General features: G+C 60.4%; 20 protein-coding genes. 7 read left to right on the top strand and 13 right to left on the bottom strand.

Features of this window, described 5'->3' with window-relative positions:
* The first annotated feature begins 83 nt into the window (after positions 1 to 83).
* Positions 84 to 926: an alpha/beta hydrolase family esterase gene (locus ROSMUCSMR3_RS11250; protein ID WP_081507373.1), complete on the top strand. Its 843-nt coding sequence runs from the start codon at positions 84 to 86 to the stop codon at positions 924 to 926.
* Between the two features lie 7 nt (positions 927 to 933).
* On the opposite strand, the gene mdoH is transcribed toward ROSMUCSMR3_RS11250, so the two are convergent.
* The 7 genes from mdoH to ROSMUCSMR3_RS11220 all read right to left on the bottom strand — a co-directional run bounded on the left by mdoH (position 934) and on the right by ROSMUCSMR3_RS11220 (position 10,167).
* Positions 934 to 2,817 (bottom strand): glucans biosynthesis glucosyltransferase MdoH, encoded by a 1,884-nt coding sequence (gene mdoH, locus ROSMUCSMR3_RS11245; RefSeq protein ID WP_198385515.1) that lies wholly within the window; start codon positions 2,815 to 2,817, stop codon positions 934 to 936.
* On the bottom strand, positions 2,805 to 4,310 hold the full coding sequence (locus ROSMUCSMR3_RS11240; protein ID WP_081507372.1) for a glucan biosynthesis protein: 1,506 nt from the start codon (positions 4,308 to 4,310) through the stop codon (positions 2,805 to 2,807). Before ROSMUCSMR3_RS11240 ends, mdoH begins: the two co-directional genes overlap by 13 nt.
* Entirely contained in the window at positions 4,307 to 5,539 is a 1,233-nt protein-coding gene (locus ROSMUCSMR3_RS11235) for an OpgC family protein (protein ID WP_037296867.1), read from the bottom strand. The genes ROSMUCSMR3_RS11240 and ROSMUCSMR3_RS11235 overlap by 4 nt, the downstream gene beginning before the upstream one ends.
* Before the next feature lie 36 nt (positions 5,540 to 5,575).
* Positions 5,576 to 6,952: a tetratricopeptide repeat protein gene (locus ROSMUCSMR3_RS11230; protein ID WP_081507371.1), complete on the bottom strand. Its 1,377-nt coding sequence runs from the start codon at positions 6,950 to 6,952 to the stop codon at positions 5,576 to 5,578.
* Positions 6,953 to 7,156: 204 nt separating this feature from the next.
* The gene (locus ROSMUCSMR3_RS21460; RefSeq protein ID WP_198385514.1) at positions 7,157 to 7,294 is read right to left on the bottom strand and encodes a hypothetical protein; all 138 of its coding nucleotides are present in this window, start codon (positions 7,292 to 7,294) and stop codon (positions 7,157 to 7,159) included.
* Positions 7,295 to 7,358: 64 nt separating this feature from the next.
* Positions 7,359 to 8,534, bottom strand: coding sequence for a CaiB/BaiF CoA transferase family protein (locus ROSMUCSMR3_RS11225; protein WP_081507370.1), 1,176 nt, complete (start codon positions 8,532 to 8,534; stop codon positions 7,359 to 7,361).
* A gap of 10 nt (positions 8,535 to 8,544) precedes the next feature.
* Positions 8,545 to 10,167 carry a thiamine pyrophosphate-binding protein gene (locus ROSMUCSMR3_RS11220; RefSeq protein ID WP_081507369.1) on the bottom strand — a complete coding sequence of 541 codons (1,623 nt, stop codon included), beginning with the start codon at positions 10,165 to 10,167 and terminating at the stop codon, positions 8,545 to 8,547.
* Between the two features lie 208 nt (positions 10,168 to 10,375).
* On the opposite strand from ROSMUCSMR3_RS11220, the gene ROSMUCSMR3_RS11215 reads away from it, so the two are divergent.
* From ROSMUCSMR3_RS11215 to ROSMUCSMR3_RS11190, 6 genes are all read left to right on the top strand, one after another.
* Positions 10,376 to 10,987 (top strand): ribonuclease D, encoded by a 612-nt coding sequence (locus ROSMUCSMR3_RS11215; protein WP_008279737.1) that lies wholly within the window; start codon positions 10,376 to 10,378, stop codon positions 10,985 to 10,987.
* A 3-nt stretch (positions 10,988 to 10,990) separates the two neighbouring features.
* Positions 10,991 to 11,605 carry an LPS export ABC transporter periplasmic protein LptC gene (gene lptC, locus ROSMUCSMR3_RS11210; protein WP_081507368.1) on the top strand — a complete coding sequence of 205 codons (615 nt, stop codon included), beginning with the start codon at positions 10,991 to 10,993 and terminating at the stop codon, positions 11,603 to 11,605.
* Positions 11,606 to 11,646: 41 nt separating this feature from the next.
* The gene (gene lptA / locus ROSMUCSMR3_RS11205; protein ID WP_008279739.1) at positions 11,647 to 12,105 is read left to right on the top strand and encodes a lipopolysaccharide transport periplasmic protein LptA; all 459 of its coding nucleotides are present in this window, start codon (positions 11,647 to 11,649) and stop codon (positions 12,103 to 12,105) included.
* A complete protein-coding gene (gene lptB / locus ROSMUCSMR3_RS11200) occupies positions 12,102 to 12,860 on the top strand; it encodes an LPS export ABC transporter ATP-binding protein (RefSeq protein ID WP_008279740.1) in 759 nt (252 codons plus the stop codon). The genes lptA and lptB overlap by 4 nt, the downstream gene beginning before the upstream one ends.
* A 240-nt stretch (positions 12,861 to 13,100) precedes the next feature.
* Complete coding sequence (gene hpf / locus ROSMUCSMR3_RS11195; RefSeq protein WP_037297038.1) at positions 13,101 to 13,664, top strand: ribosome hibernation-promoting factor, HPF/YfiA family; 564 nt, start codon at positions 13,101 to 13,103, stop codon at positions 13,662 to 13,664.
* Positions 13,665 to 13,710: 46 nt separating this feature from the next.
* Entirely contained in the window at positions 13,711 to 14,175 is a 465-nt protein-coding gene (locus ROSMUCSMR3_RS11190; RefSeq protein WP_037296874.1) for a PTS sugar transporter subunit IIA, read from the top strand.
* 24 nt (positions 14,176 to 14,199) lie between these two features.
* Here the strand turns inward: ROSMUCSMR3_RS11190 and ROSMUCSMR3_RS11185 are convergent, their stop codons facing one another.
* The 6 genes from ROSMUCSMR3_RS11185 to ROSMUCSMR3_RS11165 all read right to left on the bottom strand — a co-directional run bounded on the left by ROSMUCSMR3_RS11185 (position 14,200) and on the right by ROSMUCSMR3_RS11165 (position 19,883).
* The gene (locus ROSMUCSMR3_RS11185) at positions 14,200 to 15,165 is read right to left on the bottom strand and encodes a 2-hydroxyacid dehydrogenase (protein WP_081507367.1); all 966 of its coding nucleotides are present in this window, start codon (positions 15,163 to 15,165) and stop codon (positions 14,200 to 14,202) included.
* A gap of 1 nt (position 15,166) precedes the next feature.
* Entirely contained in the window at positions 15,167 to 15,325 is a 159-nt protein-coding gene (locus ROSMUCSMR3_RS21455; RefSeq protein ID WP_198385513.1) for a hypothetical protein, read from the bottom strand.
* 15 nt (positions 15,326 to 15,340) lie between these two features.
* Complete coding sequence (locus ROSMUCSMR3_RS11180) at positions 15,341 to 16,684, bottom strand: amidase (protein WP_081507366.1); 1,344 nt, start codon at positions 16,682 to 16,684, stop codon at positions 15,341 to 15,343.
* Positions 16,674 to 18,092, bottom strand: a complete 1,419-nt coding sequence (locus tag ROSMUCSMR3_RS11175; protein WP_008279746.1) for a TRAP transporter large permease — start codon at positions 18,090 to 18,092, stop codon at positions 16,674 to 16,676. The genes ROSMUCSMR3_RS11180 and ROSMUCSMR3_RS11175 overlap by 11 nt, the downstream gene beginning before the upstream one ends.
* Positions 18,089 to 18,673 (bottom strand): TRAP transporter small permease subunit, encoded by a 585-nt coding sequence (locus ROSMUCSMR3_RS11170; protein ID WP_008279747.1) that lies wholly within the window; start codon positions 18,671 to 18,673, stop codon positions 18,089 to 18,091. Before ROSMUCSMR3_RS11170 ends, ROSMUCSMR3_RS11175 begins: the two co-directional genes overlap by 4 nt.
* Before the next feature lie 79 nt (positions 18,674 to 18,752).
* Entirely contained in the window at positions 18,753 to 19,883 is a 1,131-nt protein-coding gene (locus tag ROSMUCSMR3_RS11165; protein ID WP_008279748.1) for a TRAP transporter substrate-binding protein, read from the bottom strand.
* Positions 19,884 to 20,033 lie beyond the last annotated feature (150 nt).

Raw genomic sequence — 20,033 nt, 5'->3', positions numbered from 1 at the left:
CGCAAGGGTGACGCAGGTGCCCTGTGCAAGAGCGCCAGATTGTGGGAAGCTTGCGGGCTTTCAACCCCTGATCGGAGCCTTTGATGCGCCTCGCTTCTGCTCTTGTGCTCTGCCTGTGTTTTGCCGGGCCGCTTCAGGCCGCCCCTATTTGCGGCGATCCAGACACGCCCTGCGAGACAGCGACGGGCAGCTATCACATTGCTTTGCCCGAAGGGCCGGGACCGTATCCGGTGCTGGTTTTTCTGCACGGGCATGGTGGGCGCGGTGGGCCGATGGTCGCAGGCGAGACAGCGCGGGAAGCGACCGCGCGAGGCTATGCCTATATCGCGCCCAATGGGCTGGTCAGACCGGGGCGGGATCGACCAAGTTGGAATTTCCACCCGGATTTTCCGGGGCAACGGGATGAGGCCGCGTTTCTGCACGAGGTGATGCAGGATGCCGCCGCCCGGTTTGACGTTGACCCAAAGCGCAGCCTCTTGGCGGGGTTCTCTATCGGTGGATCGCTTGCGAGCTATATCGCCTGCGCTACGCCAAAGGCATTCAGCGCCTATGCCCCGGTGTCTGGCAGCTTTTGGCGGCCACATCCTACGGGCTGCGCCGGAGCTGTTCGGCTTTTGCATACGCATGGCTGGCGGGATGAGGTGGTGCCGCTCGAAGGGCGCGTGATCCGTCAGGTTGCTGGGCGCGATTTTGCGCAAGGCGATGTGTTTCACGCCATGAGCCTGTGGCGCGCGGCCAATGGTTGCGAGGCTCACCGCGCCGACTGGTTCGAGACAGTAGACGGCTTTATGCGCCGCGCCTGGACACGATGCGCCCCCGGCGCAGCGCTGCAATTCGCGCTATTCGACGGGGGGCATGGCGTACCAAAGGGTTGGAGCACGCTGGCGCTTGACTGGTTCGAGGCGCTGGCGGGGCCCAACCAATAGCGCAGCGTTATTCTGCTGCGATTGGCGGGCTTTCGGGCAGGCGAAACATCATGCGATGATTGCGCGCAAGTTGCAGGATGGGCGGTGTGTCTACCATCTCGGGCGTTGCCATGAGCGAGGCAAGGCCGCGCCGCTGATCCAGCCGCAGACCCGAAATCATCGAAAGCGGCACCGCCGCGACCAAGCTGATCGCAATCGGCAAGAGCCAGAGAGACACCACCCCAGCCATCATGCCCAGCGCCAAGAGCGCACCGCTGACGGTTTCCAGCGCGTGGAACTTAAGCACGGTGCGGGGGCTGTAATCGCCGCCCTTGCGCGCCTGTGGCGACCAAGTCGGGCGAATTCCGATGGCTGTCCGCAACACGGCAACCACCTGCTGCACCATCATGATCGGCGAGAAGAGGATCGACAGCAGCACCTCAGCCACAAGCGAGACCGCAAAGCGCGCGCCCCCGCCATAGCGGTGCATATGCCGGTCCTCAAGGCCAAGCGCCAGCGCGCCCAACAGTTTGGGGGCAAGCAACATGCCATACATGAAAAGCAGGATCAGCACAGAGCTGACGCGGCTCATTTCTGGCCACACCGGATAGAGCGGGTTTTCCATTGAGAAATAGGTGATGACGCTGTCCTGCCCATTGCCCAGGATCGCCCAGATCACCAGCAGTCCAAACCAAGCTGGCGACAAGAGATAGCTCATCGCGCCATGAAACAGGTGGAAGCGGGACACCGGATGCAGGCCGCGCGTGGCCAAAAGGCTGAGGTGTTGCAGGTTGCCATGGCACCAGCGGCGGTCGCGCAACGCATAGTCGATCAAGGTGGCGGGCGGCTCTTCAAAGCTGCCGGGGATGGTGGGAATGAACCGCACCGCCCACCCGGCGCGGCGCAAAAGACCGGCCTCGACGAAATCGTGGCTGAGGATCAGCCCGCCCTTGCCCCGGAGCGACGGCATACGTGGCAGGCCCGCGCAATCGGCAAAGGCGCGGGTGCGCAGGATGGCGTTATGGCCCCAGTAGTTCCCCTCGGACCCGGTCCACCCCGCCAACCCCTGAGACAGGAGCGTGCCATAGACCGAGGCCGAGAATTGCTGCATCCGGCCAAAGAGCGTATCCGAGCCCACCACCAGCGGCGCCGATTGAATGAGGCCCGCCGTGGGATCAAGAGACATCTCGTCGGAAAGTGCGATCACCGCCTCGGGGCTCATCAGGCTGTCGGCATCGAGCACGAGCATGGCCTCATAGGCGCCACCCCAGTTTTCCAGCCATTGCGCAATATTGCCGACCTTGCGTTCTGTGTTTTGCACCCGCCGGCGATACCAGACGGGCGCATCGGGCGGCATGGTCGCGCGCAGCGTGGCATAGGCGCGCTGTTCGGCCATGGCGATGTCACTGTCCTGTGTATCGGACAGGATAAACAGCTCGAACCGATGGGCACTGCGCGCCACGCGCAGGGCGCTCATCATGGCACTGGCATTGCCGAAAACCTCGGCGGTATCCTCGTTGTAGATCGGCACGAGCAGCGCCACGCGCATCGGCTCTGGCATAACCCCCGCGCGCGCACGTTTCTGTTTGCGGTGGACAGCAAGGCCAAGCGTGGCCGTACCCATCGCCAGAGCGATCCAAAAGAAGGTGGCAACCACAAAGGCCAGCAGCACCCATTCCAGCCACCAAATTCCGTTGGTGGACAACCAATCGCCAAACGCCCAAGCCAGAACGCCCGTGGTGATCACGGCAGGCAGAAAGGCCGCCAAACGCCGCCACTGGAACACGGCAGAGGGCTGCCAGAGCGGCGCATTGGGATCACGATAGGGGTGGCGCAGGCTTTGGACCGGATGGGCCAGAGGCGCGGGCGCGGGCATCAGCCCAGAACCGGGAAAGGGTGTCAAACGGTCCATCGGTAGAGCCAGACTTCGGACACAGCTTGTCCTTGGTGATAGAGTTGCGCGCGCATTTCGGACGCCATCACCTCTGCGGGATCAAAAGAAAACACAAGCCGGGGACCGTCGGTTTCGGGATTGCGCTGAATTTGCGGGACTGAGGTTTCGAACGTGCTGGCATGCACATAGGCCACCAGCTCTTCGTAATCCTCAGGCAAGGCGGGGTGCGGGGCAAAGTCGATGACCACGACCTTGTGTTCATTCTGAGCAAAGCCCTTGCCCAGACGGGTGTTGAGCACAGGCGTCACCGGCTTGGCCGATTCAATCTGGTCAGTCCAGGTCATGCGGTAAGAGAACGCATGTTCGGACCCTTCGGCAAGTGGCGTGCGGGGTCGCCAGTACACGACGATGTTATCGTAGATTTCCTTGTCCGTGGGAATTTCAACAAGCGTCACCGCGCCCTGCCCCCAATGCTCTCCGGGTGTGATCCAGAGACTGGGACGTTCGTGGTAATGCGCTTCGAGATCCTCGAAGTTGGAAAAGGCCCGTTCGCGCTGAGCCAATCCAAAGCCGCGCGGGTTCTCATCCCCAAAACTGGAAATCTGGATAAAGGTCGGGTTGGCCAAAGGCCGCCAGATCAATTCGCCATTGCCGTTATGGATGCTAAGCCCATCACTGTCATGCACGGCGGGGCGGAAATCATCGAAACGGCCGCGGTTGGTTTCATCGAAGTAGAACATCGAGGTCAGCGGCGCGATGCCGACATTCGCAAGCTCCGTGCGCGGCCAAAGGGTGCACCGCACATCGACCTCGGTCTTGGTGCCGCTGGGGCGCAGGGTAAAGTGGTAGATGCCGGTGACAGAGGGACTCTCGAGCAGGGCGTGGACCTTGTGCTCGGTGACGCCGGGTGCTGGTTTCTCGATCCAGAAGCGGGTGAAATCCGGGAATTCCTCGCCATCGGGCGAGGCGGTATTCAGCGCCAGACCGCGCGCCGAAAGACCGTAAGCCAAATCGCGCGCAATCACGCGGAAATAGCTGGCACCTTGAAAAACGGCATATTCCTGAAAAAAGCCCGGCTTTTCGATCTCTGCACGCAGGCGAATACCCGAATAGCCCAGTGCGTCATCGACTGGCAGTTCCGGCACGATTTCATGCAGGTCATAGAGCGCGAAATCGAACGGCAGTTTGCGGGCGACGCCATTCTCGACCATGTTCACTTCGACCGCATGCGGGAAATAGAGGCCCGGCGGAAACATATCGAATTCAAGCGTGGTGTCGGTGCCCGCCCAGATTGCCCTATCGGTGTTATACCGGATTCCGCGATACTGGTCATAGGTCAGGTCACGCCAGGCATCGGGCACGAAGGGCCGCTCTGCATAGGGATTGGCCGCGATCTGCCGCGCCAGTTCGTGCAGCGCCTCTTCGGAAAAGGCCACGCCATCCTCGGCACGGACCATGCCGGGCCAGAGCGCGAGAGCTGCCATGGATTTGAGAACATCACGCCGGATCATTTCGCGACCCGCCATGGATGAGATTTAAACCAGCCCGCGATGTAAGCCACCGCGATCAACGCCGCGAATCCTACGAAATTCGCAACCGTCATGTTCCAAGTATTGCGTCCGATCTGGTCCATGACAAAGCCCGAAAACCGAGCAAACACCATGGAGAAGACGAAGACCGCCAGCGATTGCTGCCCGACCTTCAGAATCATTTTGAGCAGAACTCCCCACACATATGAGATGATGCCAGTGCCAGTGGCGCGCAGGCGCATACCACCTTCTCCGGCCGCTGCCCAGCACAGATATGCAAGCGCCAGAAAATGAATGTAGCGCAGGATACCGAAATCGGATTTGTTGAAGAGCCAGCTATTGGCGCCGCGCCAGTCGCGGGCCCAGTCAAAGCCAAATTCGCGCACGCCAATGTTGGAAAGTGGGATATTCGCGATCACAAGCGCCGCTGCGATACCGATCAAAACCCGGTTGACCGGCGGCTTGGGCAGCCAGCCGCGCATAAAGGCAAAGCCGGTGAAAAAGATCAACTGCCAGCCGAACGGGTTAAAGAACCACTCGCGGTTGGACCACGGCTCTGCCGAAAAGGCCACATGCCATTGACCCAAGCCCAATGAGTCGAGCAGGAATTCCTGCGCCATGAGCCAGGTCAGGCCCATCGCCGCTGCCACCGCCCAGAGACTGATGCGGCTGAGTGCCATGATGATGGGCATCATGGCGAGGATCACCAGATACATCGGCAGGATGTCGAAATAGTTGGGCACATAGCTAAGCGTAAGCAGCCCCACCAATTGCGGTGCTGGGTTCTCGAAGAAATGCTGCAAGTTCAGCGAGCTGATGTAGCTTTTTCCAAAGTCGCCCCACACGTCAAAGGCCGCCAGCATGGTTGCGATGACAACAAACATGCCGATATGCGCCCAATAGACCTGCCAGACGCGGTAGCCCACGCGCCCGGTGCCCAAGGTCCATCCCGCCCGGTCAAAGGTGCGGCCAAAGGCGATGGCCGAGGCCATGCCGGAGCAGAACACAAAGATCTCGGTCGCATCCGAAAAGCCCCAGCGCGCGGGAATCCAGCTTGTGAAAAAGTTGCTTGGGGTATGGGCACACAGGATGATGAACATCGCAATGCCGCGAAAGAAATCCAGCCGGATGTCGCGCGTGCTTGCGACCGGCTTGGCGGCCGCATTTGTAACGCGCCCATGCGTCATAGACGGATCTGCAACACTCGTCATACCGGTGCCGACTCCTTTTCGTGAATTTGTCCGCGCCTATTCCGCTGGCAAACGGTCAGCGTCAGTCCAGTCAACGCGCGACCGTGAGATAAGTTCCAATCGGGTGTTGGCATAGGAATCAAGACGGCCTGCGCGCTGCGTGGTGCGCTCTTGCAATATATTTTCGGCCTCGTCTAGGAAGCCGCTGCGAATAGCGGCGTCAATCGTCAGGCGCTCGAACACATCGCGTTGGGCGTGGCTGCCACCGGCCAGTTGCATAGAGCGCCGCGCCCGGCCAAGGTTAAGAAACGCTGTCTTGTAATCCCCTTCACCAAAAGCCTCGAGCCCGGTGGCCGCCGAAAGGCCGGGATTGGCCACACGCGCCATGAGTTCGCCCGCGTTTGTCTGTTTGGCATCGCGGTGCATCCGTCCAAGCATGCGTTTGGCGGCCATGTCCCGGTTGTCACCAATCAGCGCCAAAAGATAATGCAGGTCGGCAAAGAGCAGGCAGCCATCTTCGCTCCGCCGCTCAGAGATATCGGCCAATTCTTCCCAGCGGTTCGCCACGTCATGCCCCTCAAGCTCCAATCGCATCAAGAGCGAGGTCGCGTTGGAAATGTCACGGAAATCATCGGTCTTGTTGCGGCGAATTTCTGTTTCATACAGGTCGAACACAGCGTCGATCTCGCCTTGGTCGAGATGCATCAGCGCCTTGTGCCACCACACATGATAGCGGAAATTGTTGCAATGCGCCCAAGCGTGTTCGCGCCCCTCAAGCCAGCTAAGCCCGGCGCGCGAATTGGCCGTCATGTCGAACACATGCGCCACTGCATGCAGACCCCAAGCATCATCGGGCGAGAGACTGAGGCCGAGCCGACCAGCCGTCTCGGCACGGGCATAATCGCCGGTTTCCTCAAGCGAGAAAGCGTGACAGCCAAAGAGATAGCCGCGTGCCGGGTTCTTGGCGTCATAGGTCGGCAAGAGCGCCTCGATCGAGGCGCGCATGCCTTTACCATCGCCAAGGATGAAGCGTGTGGCATGGCTGATCTTCATCGCCAGCGCATCTTCGGGCCAGCGGGTAAGAATCGCCTCCATCTCGCGCACGGTTTCAGAAAGATGCCCATCAAGCCACGCGCCCAAAGCGCGGACATAACCCGCCTCACGCGCCGTGGGTGCCGTGCGCAGGGCGGCATCCGTGGCGATGCTATGCGCCTGTTGCGCCGTCTCATTAAATTCGCGCCGCCCAAGCATCAGGAAAAACAGCCCCTTGGTGGCATGGGCCATGGCAAAATCCGGCTCTTGGCTAAGGACTGTGCCTAGGTGGTCTGGGGTCTTCGCGGAATGGGCGAGAAAGGCCAATACCATCTTGTCCCACGCCTCGGCGACGGTGGGGGAGGATATGGTCAACTCATACCCGAATTGATCTGCACGCATGACCCGAAATCCTTTTCCTAGCTTTTATCACAGCTATCCCGGCAAATATGAAAGCAGCAACACATGCACCGCCTTACTCACCAACTCGTTATCTTCAGTTTAACGATTGTGACAGGTGAGTGGCAGGGCGCAGGGTGTAATACACCGGAAAATAGGCGCAATTTCGCTTAGGCGTAGATTGCGAGCGGCCGCGCCGCCTCAAAATCATTCAGCGATGGCGGATTCGGCGACAGTTTTGAAAACGCCGTCCAATTCGGTTGCAAGCGCGCCAAGATCACCCCCGATTTTGTCGACTAAAAAGAAAGACCACTGTGGGTGCAAGCGGCGCAGTGCCGCCTGCATTCTTGGTTGTGTAAAGGTGTATCGGGCCACGAGTCCTGCCGCGACACGGGCGGCGAAAATGCGATTACAATCCCTTTTTGAGCGGCCCCAGCACCGCGTCGGTATCGGCCCCGGTGGTGGGCGGCGCGCTGCGATAGCTGACCGGCGTGCGCGAGAATTTGAGCGGGTTGCCGATGAGGCGCACATCGCGCTTGGCGGTATGTGGTGCGGGCATAGTGATCGTCATGCCGCGCGCCTGCGCCTGTTCGGTTTCCAGCGCCTGACCAATGGTGTTGACCGGCCCCACTGGCACCTTGCGCGCCTCTAGCCCCGCGATCACATGCGCAGTGGTGCGGGTTGCCAACACCTCGGCGATCATCGGCACGAGGGTGTCGCGCTGCGCAAGGCGGGCGGTATTCGTGGCATAGCGCGGATCAGTGGCCCAATCCGGTTGCCCCAAATAATCACAAAACCGGGCATATTGGCTGTCATTGCCCACGGCCACGATCACATGGCCATCAGCGGTGGCAAAGACCTGATAGGGCACGATATTGGGATGCGCATTGCCCGCGCGGGTGGGCGAAACGCCAGAGGTGAGGTAATTCAGCCCCTGATTGACCAGCCACGCCATCGTGGCATCGACCAGAGCAATGTCGATATGCTGCCCCTCGCCCGTCGCGTCGCGGTGGCGCAGCGCCGCCAGAATGCCGGTCGCGGCATAAAGCCCGCACACCACATCGGCGACGCCCACGCCCACTTTCATAGGCTCGCCAGCCGCCTCGCCGGTGATTGACATGATGCCGCCATAGCCCTGCGCCATAAGGTCATAACCGGGCTTGTCGCGGTTGGGGCCAGTCTGGCCAAAGCCGGAAATCGAGCAATAGACAAGGCCCGGATAGGCGGCACAAAGCGTTTCGTGGTCGAGACCGTATTTGCGCAGGCCACCGGGTTTGAAATTCTCGATCACCACATCGGCGCGGGCGGCCAGAGCATGCAAAAGGTGCTGCACCTCTGGATCGGTCAGATCCACCGCCACGGATTTCTTGTTTCGGTTGGACGACATGAAATAGGCCGAAAGATCGGTGGGAGTGCCATCGGCATCCAAGGCAAAGGGCGGGCCCCATTGGCGGGTATCGTCGCCCTCAAGACTTTCGATCTTGATCACCTCGGCCCCCAGATCCCCCAAAAGCTGCGTGCAAGTAGGACCCGCCAGAATACGGCTGAGGTCGAGGACAACGAGACCATCCAATGGGCCGGGCATGGGCAGCTCCTTAGATACGGTTATCATACGAGCCGCGGTCGATTTCGGCGGCGATGACGGTAAAGGTGTCAGCCTCTTGCGCAGCCAAGAGGGCGGCGCGCAATTCGGCGCGGTTGGTCACGCGCACGCCATGGCCGCCAAAGGCACGCCCAATGGCGGCGAAATCGTGATGGCCGAAATCCACGGCAAGATTGACCATCTGCCGCTCGCGCTGTTTCTTTTCAATCAGCGCAAGGCTCGCATCGACAAAGACGACAAAGATCACCGGCAGCTTGAGTTCGGCAACAGTCGAGAGTTCGCCCGCGACCATGAGGAACCCGGCATCGCCGGAAAAGCTGACGACGGGGACATCGGGCGTGGCGAGTTTCGCACCCATCGCCAGCGGCACGGCACAGCCCATGGTGCAAAGCGCGGTGGATTGCAGCAGCGCGCGGGGGATGTAGCTTGTCCACATCTGCGAGAGGAGGATGCGATGCGCGCCGCTATCGACGGTGGCGATGGTATCCTGCGGCAGCACGGCGCGCGCCTCGGCGATGACACCGGCGGCCCCCCATTCGTCATCCGTTGGAAAGGCACCCGCCAGCGCGGCACGGGCTGCGGCCACCTGCCCCCCCGTCCACGTCGCACGGGGGCTGACGCCCTCGGTGATGGCCGCAAGAGAGGGCGCGCAGGCCCCGACGATATTCATTGTCGCCTGATGCATATATTGGTCATTGGGGACGGCGGCGATGTCGATCACCTTGACCTCGGCAGGGTCCCAGATCTCGCGCCAGCCGGGGCGCATCTCAATAGGGTCGTAGCCCACACAGAGGATCAGATCGGCCTCTTGCACGATCGGCACGAGGATACCATCGGCCAGCGGTGAAAGGCCCGCACCACCCAAGCAAAGCGGGTGGGTTTCGGGGATGATCCCCTTGGCCTTGTACGTGGTGATGACCGGGATATTCAAGCGTTCGGCGGTCTCACGTATTGCCGCGCTTGCCCCCTCATTGACCGCATCTAGGCCTACGATCATCACCGGGCGCTCTGCCGCCGCCAGCCAGTCGCGCGCCGCTTCAGGGGCTGCGGGCTGCATCAGCACGGCATCGGGGCGGCGGCGCAGGCGCGGCGGGGTCACGCGCATATCCGCCACTGAAATCGGCACGTCGATATGCACCGGGCCGGGGCGGCCTTCGGTGGCGATGCCGATGGCCTTGTCGGCGATGATATCGGCCCCCTGCGCAGTCAGGCGAAAAGTGGCCTTGGTGATCGGCGCCAGCACCGCCTCATGATCAAGAATCTGATGGGTATAGGTCAGCGCCTCATCGGCATCGACACAGCCGGAAATCACAATCAGCGGCACACGGTCCTGATGCGCGTTGGCGATGGCATTGACGCCGTTCAAAACCCCCGGCCCCAGCGTGGCAATCAGGATGCCGGGCGCGCCAGTGCGGTGCCAGACACCTTCGGCCATGAAGGCGGCGGCGTTTTCGTGCCGCGCCAGCGTTACCTCGATACCCGCACGCGCCAGTGCATCCATCACGGTCAGAACCTCACCGCCCGGCATGCCAAAGGCGTGGCGGCATCCTGCCTCGTAAAGACGCCGTGCAAGGTAATCAGCGGCGCGATTCTGGCTTTGTTGGGTCACGGTCACGGGCGGGCTCCTCTTTCCTTTTGCCGACTTTGTGGCCGAGCGCAGAAGCGACCGCAAGCCCGGTTCGCAGCGCAAAGACCGGGGCGATACTGGTTTTCCTGTGGTCGCAGACCTAAATCTGGGTTGAGAGACCGAACGAAAGCGCCTAATCAAAACGCAATTCGCCCAATTTCACGGCCCCGGATCGCACCGGCCACAAGGATTTCCAATGGCAAACCATCTCTATCAGAACGACCTGCCCGATGGGCTGGACCTTGGCCCTGTGGTGGCGATTGATTGCGAGACCATGGGACTGCACCCGCATCGGGACCGGCTCTGTGTCGTGCAGCTCTCAGGCGGGGATGGCCATGCGCATCTGGTGCAGGTTTCCAAGGGGCAGACAACCGCACCCAATCTGGCGCGGTTGCTGGAAAATCCCGATGTCCTCAAGCTTTTTCATTTCGGACGGTTTGACATTGCTGCCATGCAGAACGCCTTTGGCGCGTTGGCGGCCCCCGTCTATTGCACCAAGATCGCCTCGAAATTGATCCGGACCTATACGGATCGGCATGGCCTTAAATATCTGTTGCAGGAGTTGTTGAACATCGACATCTCCAAGCAGCAGCAAAGCTCTGACTGGGGCGCCGATAGCCTGAGTGCCGCACAGCTCGACTATGCCGCCTCGGACGTGCTCTATCTGCATCGCCTGCGCGACGAGCTGAACGCGCGGCTGATCCGCGAGGGCCGGATGGAACTGGCACAGGCCTGTTTCGATTTTCTGCCGCAGCGGGCGCTGCTCGATCTGGCGGGTTGGCCCGAGATCGACATTTTCGCGCATTGACGGATGGCGCGCGCGCAGAACACCTATTCGCGGATTGTGGCCTGGATCAAGATCATCCTGCCACTCAGCGCGCTTGGGCTGCTCTCGACGCTGTTCCTTTTCTCGCGCACGGTTGATCCCACATTGTCCGTCCCCTCGTCACAGATTGATCTGGAGCAGCGCGCGCAAGATCTGGGGGCCACCAACCCGCGCTTTGCCGGGGTGACGCAAGAGGGCGACGAAATCCGTTTTGCTGCTGAATTTGCGCGCCCCAATCGGGAAACGCCCGAGAATCTGATCGCAGACGGGGTGACCGCGCAGCTTCGCTTGAACGCCGGTACGGTGATCGACATCACTGCGGGTCAGGCCGACATGCAGCAGGGGCAGATGACCGCCAGCCTGATGGGACAGGTCCATATCACCACCTCGACCGGCTATGTCATCGACACCGAGCGCCTGAATTCCCGGCTGGACGAAGTCTATGCCGAAACGCCTGGACAGGTCACGGCAACCGGGCCGATTGGCGCGCTGACTGCCGGGCGGATGCTATTGCATAACAATGCCGAGAGCGGTGAACCGGAATTGCTTTTCACCGAGGGCGTCAAGCTGATATACCAGCCGGGGGAAACGGGGGAATGAGACCAGTGCCAAGAGTTTCCGGATTGATCGCGGCCATCGCAATGGCTCTTCTGCCTGTTGGCGCATGGGCGCAGGCCGGGCAAGTGGCCTTTGGCAAGACCCAAGCAGATCGCGGCTTGCCGGTCGAAGTGACCTCAGACAACCTTAGCGTCAATCAGGCCGACAATACCGCCACCTTTACCGGCAATGTGGTGATCGGTCAGGGCGAGATGCGGTTGGCGGCACCACGGGTGCTGGTGGTCTACCTGCCCGACCGAAGCGGGATCGAGAGCCTAGAGGCCACGGGCGGCGTAACGCTGGTCAGCGGCGAAGATGCCGCCGAGGCCGAGCGCGCCGATTACAACATCTCAACCGGCTTGATCGAACTGCGCGGCAATGTGCTTTTGGTGCAGGGAACCAGCGCCATCGCTGGTGAGACCGTATTGGTCGATACCGCCGCAGGGACCGCGCAGGTCAGCGGGCGGGTCAAGACCATCTTGCAACCGGGGACCACCCCATGAACCAACCGACGCTGACACTGGCCCATGAGAGCACCGGTCTGGTGGTCGAGAACCTGCGCAAGAGCTATCGCAAGCGGCTGGTCATTCGCGATGTCACGCTCACGCTGCGTCAGGGTGAGGTGGTTGCGCTGCTTGGCCCGAATGGATCGGGCAAGACCACGACGTTCTATGCCATTGCCGGGCTGATATATCCTGAGGGCGGGCATATTCGGATCGACGGGCGCGATGTGACCGGACTGCCGATGTATCGCCGGGCCAAGCTGGGTATCGGCTATCTGCCGCAAGAGATGTCGATTTTTCGTGGTCTTTCGGTCGAGGACAATATCCTCGCGATTCTCGATATCGCCGAAAAAGATCGGCACAAGCGGCGCGAGCGGCTGGAAGAACTCTTGTCGGATTTCTCGATCGAGCATCTGCGGCGCGCGCCGGCCCTCGCCCTGTCGGGGGGCGAGCGGCGACGAGTCGAAATTGCGCGCTGCCTTGCAGCCAATCCGCGTTATCTTTTGCTGGATGAGCCCTTTGCCGGGGTGGATCCGATTTCGGTGGGCGATATCCGGCATCTGGTGGCCGACCTCAAGAAACGCGGGATCGGCGTGCTGATCACCGATCACAATGTGCGTGAAACGCTCGAAATTGTGGACCGCGCCTATATCCTGCATGATGGTAAGGTGCTGATGTCCGGCAGCCCGCGTGATGTGGTGGAAAACGAGAATGTGCGCCGTGTTTATCTGGGCGACAGTTTTCGCATTTCCTAATGTCGCTACGGGCGGCAAATCCGCGCTCCTCTCCTTCAAATCAGATTGACAAGACGCGCGGAAAGCGCGTCAATTGAGCTATGACATGTGGTGATCTCGCGCTGTTCCCTGAATGGCCCCCGCGACAAGGGCCTGTCTTGGGACAATTTCGCCACCGGTCAGTTTTCAGCATCCGGGATTAACCAAACCCGCGGCGCATACGCCGCGTATGGCCCCGGTTTGTCAATCGAAGGAGATGAGATGCGGTATCAAATCAGTGGAAAGCAGATCGACATTGGCGAGGCCCTGCAAACGCATGTGAAAGAAGAATTGGGCACGGCTGTTGCGAAATACGCCGAACGCCCGACCGATGCGATGGTCGTTTTCTCCAAGAGCGCCAGCGAATTTGCCTGCGAAGCCATCGTGCATCTGTCGACCGGCCTGACGGCGCAGGCCAGCGCCAAGGCGCATGAAATCTACGCCGCCTTTGATGCCTGCTGCGAGAAGATGGAAAAACAATTGCGCCGCTACAAGCGGCGGCTCAAGGACCATCACCGCGACCGGGCGGAACCGGTTGAACTCTTTGGAGCGTCCACTTATATCCTCGCCGGAGATAGCGCGGAACCGGAATCAGAGCCCGACAGCCTGCAACCGATCATCGTGGCCGAGATGGAAACCAAAATTCCGTCGCTCTCGGTTGGCGAGGCGGTCATGCAGATGGAGTTGGCAGGGGCACCTGTTCTTGTTTTCCGCAAACAAGGCAAGGATACGGTCAATGTGGTCTATCGTCGTGAAGACGGCAATATCGGCTGGATTGACCCATAACGAGAGGGTGGCAGGCGGTGATACGCTTGTCTGAGCGGCTCAACTCATGGAACTTCCGATGATCCTCAAGCCAGAGGCCGTACGCGTGCTGTCCGGTGCAACCAGCAAGAAGCGCCTGATGCATGAACTCGGCAACATTGCCGAGGCGGCCTATGGCGTGTCTCATTCTGCTGCGGTCGAAGCTTTGCTGGAACGCGAGAGCCTTGGCCCGACAGGTGTGGGCCATGGCGTCGCCCTGCCGCATGCGCGGCTGGATGGGTTGGATCAGGTCGTGGGGGTGCTGGCGCTGCTGGAGAAACCGATCGACTTTGATTCTGTGGATCGGCAGCCGGTGGATCTGGCCTTTGCGCTCTTTGCACCGATTGATGCGGGGGTTGAACATCTCAAGGCGCTGGCGTTGGTGTCTCGCACGCTGCGGGACGCAGGGCTGCGCGCCAAGCTACGCTCGAATACCGATCCCTTGACGCTTTATACCATCGTTACAGAGGCGCAGGCGGTACAAGCCGCCTGACGCCCTATCGGGCGGCTGGTGGTCTTAGACCAGCCTGTCGCCCGGCTCTTGCCCCGCAAAATAAGCATCGAGATTATCGAGCGCGCGAAAGCCCATGGCATCGCGGGTTGCCCGCGTGGCGCTGCCGATATGGGGCAACATGAAGACGTTTTCATGCGCCGCAAAGGCGGCATTTCCACCCGGCTCTACCTTGAAGCAATCAAGACCAGCGGCAGCAACATGGCCGGATTTCAAAGCGGCCAAAAGCGCATCCTCATCAATCAGCGCGCCGCGCGCCGTGTTGACGACCACAGCCCCCTCAGGCAACCGCGCAAGGCGCGTCGCGTTGAGCAGGTTGGCCGTGTCGGGTGTGGCCGGACAATGCAGCGAGAGAAAATCCGCCACTTCGAGCAGGCTTTCGACATCGGGGTGAAAAACCGCGCCATGTTCCTCATCCGGCGCAAGACGTGTGCGGTTGTGATAATGGATTTCCATATCAAAGCCGCGCGCTTTGGCGGCAAAGGCACGGCCCACGCGCCCCATGCCGACGATACCCAACCGGGCACCCGTCATCTGTTTGCCCACCATGAACGACGGCGACCAGCTATCCCATTGTCCCTGACGCACGATGCGGTCGCCTGCAACCGCGTGCCGTGCGGCCCCCAGCATCAGCAGCATCGCAATCTCGGCAGTGGCATCCGACAGCACATCGGGCGTGTTCGTGACAACGATCCCAGCGGCCTTGAGCGCCGCGAGATCGCAGTGATCAACCCCAACCGAATGGTTGGCGACGATTTTGAGGCGTGGGTTGAGGTTCGCCACCACCTCGGCCGAAAAATGCTCGGAATGACAGGGGATCATTCCGTCGACCTTGGCGCTCATCGCGATGATTTCCTCGGCGGTGCCGGGAGTATCCGCCTCGTTCACGATCACATCGTAATCGCGACGGGCACGCGCAAGGGTGGCGTCGGACAGGCGGCGCGGAATCCAGAGGACTTTCTTATCAGGCATGTCAGCTTTTGTTCTTGCTCGAGCTCAGAAAATCATAGCCCGCCAGTGCCACTGTCAGGCCCACCACGACCCAAAGGTCGAGCGTGCCAACCTTGCGCACAAGGATGTAGAGAAAGGCGGCCAAGACCGCGAAGGCGAAAAGCGCCAGAAATCTGTTCATATCGTCATCCTTTTCTCATGCGGCGGCTTCGGAAAGCCAGCCTGTGAACCAGTTTGCGTTGCGCAAGAGGCGCGCGTCATTGCCGCGTGCGGCGACGAATTGCACCCCCATCGGCAGGCCATTTTCCGCCGTGAACGCGGGCACTGTGACCGCCGGTGTGCCCGTTAGCGTCCAGAGCCCGTTGAAAATTGCATCGCCCGTATACTCTAGCCCCTCAGGTGCGGGGCCGGTGGCAGCGGGACAGAGGATCGCATCACACCGCTCAAAAATCTCGCCCAGGCCGGCATAAAGCACGTCAGCCCAGTCGAGTGCCGCGAGATAGTCACGCGCGAGCGTGGCATTGCCGGTGTTCAGCGCCTCTTGGGTGCGTGGCCCAAGCGCGTCGAGGGATTTGCCATAGCGGTAATAGTATTTCGCCATTTCGGCAAAATTGATACGCGCCCGGATTTCCGCCGCCTCGTTAAAGGCATTGGGGAGCGGCACCTCGAATACCTGATCGCCCAAAGCCTCGATCAGCTCGTCAAAGGCCGCATGCAGCTGCGGATCGGCCTTGTCCCAACCCGGCGGGCGGAGAAAGGCAAAAACCGGCTTGAGCGGTGGTTCTGATGTGGCCACCGACAAGAGCGGCGGCACTGGGGCAGGCGTTGTCGCCGGATCGCCCGCGTCATACCCCATCAAGACCTCAGTCAAAAGCGCCGCGTCGGCGGGGGTGCGGGCAAAAACCCCAAGCGTATCGAGCGTGGGCGACTGCATCAGAACACCCGTACGGGGGATCGCACCAAAGCTGGGCTTGAAGCCGGTCACGCCGCAATAAGACGCGGGCCGGATCACCGATCCGCCGGTTTGCGTACCAATGGCGAGCGGCACCATCCCATCCGCCACCGCCGCCGCAGATCCCGAGGACGAACCACCGGGCGTATGTGCGGTGTTGAGTGGATTGCGGGTGGCACCCGCATGCATATAGGCCAGTTCGGTCGTGACCGTCTTGCCCATGATCACGGCACCCGCCGCCTTGAGACGGGCGACGATGGCCGCATCCTTGAATGGAATGCGGCCCGCATCCAACGGACAGCCGTTCTCTGTCGGAATCTTGGCGGTGTCGATGATGTCCTTGAGGGCAACCGGCAGACCGTGAAGCGCCCCGATGGGGCGCCCGGCCTGACGTTGTGCATCCAGCGCCTTGGCTTGCTGACGCGCAAAATCGGCATCGAACCAAGCCCAAGCGTGTATTTCAGGCTCTCGCGCCTCGATCCGGTCTATGCACGCTTCGACCAGATCGAGGGCGCTCAGCGCCCCCAAAGCCAGCCGCGTGCGCAACTCGCACGCGGATAGCATCAGGATATCGGCCTTATTTGCCATACATAAGCTCCGGCAGATAATAGACGATCTGCGGGAAATTATACATCATGGCCATAGCTATGAACACGCAGAAGAGGAACGGCATGACGCCCGAGAAAATCTGCGTAAGCTTGATCTCTGGCGGGGCGATCCCCTTGAGGTAATAGGCCGACATGGCCATGGGTGGCGTTAAGAAACTGGTTTGCAGGTTGAGTGCCACCAGAATGCCAAAGAACAGCGGATCGATCTCGAAGAAAGCCAGAAGCGGCAGAAAGATCGGTACGAAGATGATGATGATTTCAGACCACTCCAGCGGCCAGCCCAAAAGGAAGATGATGAGCTGCGCCAACAGCAGGAACATCAGCGGGGTGAGGTTCATGCTCTGGACGAATTCGGAAATCACATGTTCGCCACCGAGGTAAGAGAACACCGCCGAGAAGGTGTAGGACCCAACAAAGAGCCAGCAAACCATCGCTGTGGTACGCACCGTCAGATACACGCTTTCGCGCATACGCTGCCATGTCATCGCACGGTAGGCGAATGCCAAGAAGATGCCGCCCAGTGCGCCAATTGACGCCGCTTCGGTCGGGGTGGCCAGACCGAACAGAATGGAACCAAGCACTGCGAGGATGAGAAAGGCCAAGGGCACCAGCGATGTCAGGATCATGACAAAGAGCTGGGTCTTGGGAATCTCGGGGATTTCCTCTTTGGTCGGCTTGGGGGCCACAGACGGTTGCAGGATCGAGCGACCGATCACGTAGATGAGATAGAGACCAACCAGCGTCAGACCCGGCAAAAGTGCCGCCGCGTAGAGGCGCACGATAGAGACGCTCGACGCCGCTGCGTAAACGATCAGCATGATCGACGGCGGAATGAGAATGCCCAACGTGCCGCCAGCGCAGATGATGCCAGACGCAAAGGACGGATCATACCGCGCCTTGAGCATGGCAGGCAGCGCCAGAAGGCCCATCAGTGTCACGACCGCGCCGACGATGCCGGTGGCGGTAGCAAAAAGCGCGCAGGTAATCAGCGCCGCCACACCCATAGAGCCCGGCATGTTGCGCGCCGCGATGTTGAGCGTGCCAAACAGCCGGTCGACGATATTCGCGCGCTCGACGATGTAACCCATGAACAAAAACAGCGGCACGGCGGTCAGAACTTCGTTCGACATAACCGTATAGGTCTGGTTCACGAACAAATCGAATATTCGATTGTTAAAGAACCCCTCAAGCCAGAGAGTCCATTGGTCCCACGCCCCGGCATCCTCGGCCAGCCTGTCAAAGCTGCGCCACATGCGGCCAGCATCGAAATAGGCGTAGTAGCCAAAGCCGATACCCATAGCCATGAGGGTAAATGCGATGGGAAAGCCTAGAAAGACGAAGATAAGGAAAAGGCCCAGCATCATCAGGGCGATTTGCGGATCGGTCATGGATGTGCGTCCTTTTCGGCCTCAGCGGCCTTTTGCATCAGCAGGTCTTCGGTTTCGAAGACATCTTCATCGGCTTTGAGCCATTCATTGGTACGCATGCAGTGGATGCAACGAAACACCTGAGCGACACCTTGGATCAAGAGAAGGATTCCGGCGGCGACGATCACAGTCTTGAACTGATAGATCGGGATACCTGCCGGGCTGTTCACGGAAACCTCGGCATAGGACCAAGAGCGCGCAGCATATTTCCATCCGGCAATGATCAGCGCCAGAATACCCGGAAAGAAGAAGAGGATATACAGCACCAAATCGACTTTGGCCTGATTACGCGGCTGCCAGAGGCGATAGAGAAAGTCACCCCGCACATGCCCGCCACGTGACAGCGTGTAGGCGCCACCCATCATGAAGAGCGTGCCATACATAATGAAGGACACATCAAGTGCCCAAGCCGTCGGATTATTGAAGAGATAGCGCACCACCACCTCATAGCCGGTGCCAAAGGCCATCAGGACGATCAGCCAGGCGAACGCCTTGCCGAACCAGGCCGACAGGTTGTCGGCGAAACGTATGAAACCGATCACACGGAGCCCCCTCTATTTTGAAAGCGGCCCCGGCGTTTCCTGCGCCGGGGCCCTGGATTTTCCGGTTTTTACACCGTGATTACATCTTGAGCTTGCCCGGGAAGTAGTGATCGAAGGCAAGCGCATAGTCAGGCGCGTTCATCAGTTCGTAATAGGTGACTTGCTCCACCCATGCGCGCTGGCTGTCGAGACACTTCTTCATGAAGGGGTCTTCTTCGAGAACCGGGATCAACTTGTCCCATGCTTCGATCTGACCATTCAGAATGTCCGTGGAGGTACGGTGAATGGTAACACCGGCCTCTTCTTGCAGCCACTTGAGGTCTGCAGAATAGCGACGCATCGCCTTGGCGGTGTTCGCGGTGGAAGCCGCTTCAACCGCGTACTTCAGGATCGCGCGCATATCAGGATCGAGATCTTCCATGGTCAGCTTGTTGAACAGGAATTCAAAGCTCTCGGAGGCCTGGTGATACGAGGACAGATAGTAGTTCTTGGCCACGTCATGCGCACCAAAGTTACGGTCCGACGACGGGTTGTTGAACTCGAACGCGTCGATCACGCCACGCTCCATCGCGGGCACAATTTCGCCACCCGGAAGCTGGGCGACAGACATGCCCATCGACTGCAGCAGGTCAGCAGCAAGACCCACGGTGCGGTATTTGAAGCCCTGCAGGTCAGCGACAGTGTTCACCTCGCCCTTGAACCAGCCGAAGGGCTGCGCGAACATCGGGAAGCCCATGTAACCATCGACTTCGAGGCCCATGATATCCTGGGTCAGCTCGTCATAGAGCGCCTTGCCGCCGCCTTCGTAGAACCAGCTGAGCATCGTGGTTGCCGAGCCGCCGAACACGGGGCCAGTCCCAAAGAGCGAGGCCGCTTTGTTCTTGCCATACCAGTAGACCGGCACCGAGTGCGCAATGTCGAGAACACCGTCATTCACGGCGTCGAGCACCTGAAATGCGCCCACGACAGCGCCGGCAGGCAGCACGTCGATCTTCAGACGGCCGCCGGACATTTCCTCAACGCGGGTTGCATAATCCTGCGCCATTTCCTGCCAGATGTCGCCAGCGGGCCAAGATGTCTGCATCTTGAGCACCAGCGGCGCCTGTGCCAACACCGCCGGAGCCGCGAGCGCGCCCGCAGCAACCGCCGGCGCCCCAACCGCCGCGCGGCGCAGGAACGAGCGCCGATCCATCTTCGACTTGTTTGTCATGGTAGTCCTCCCATAAATCTGTTGCGTCTATTCGCATCGGATGGCGGGCAAAGCATATCCCCCACGGGCGATTCGAGGCCCTGTTTCCGCCACACGCGGGCAATCGTAACGGTTATGTGGGCAAAGGCAAGCATTCTGGTAAGATTAATT

Origin of the sequence: Roseovarius mucosus (genome assembly GCF_002080415.1) — a bacterium.
Lineage (GTDB): Bacteria > Pseudomonadota > Alphaproteobacteria > Rhodobacterales > Rhodobacteraceae > Roseovarius > Roseovarius mucosus_A.
The sequence above is the reverse complement of the archived record's forward strand: the minus strand, read 5'-3'. Positions and strand labels throughout refer to the sequence as shown.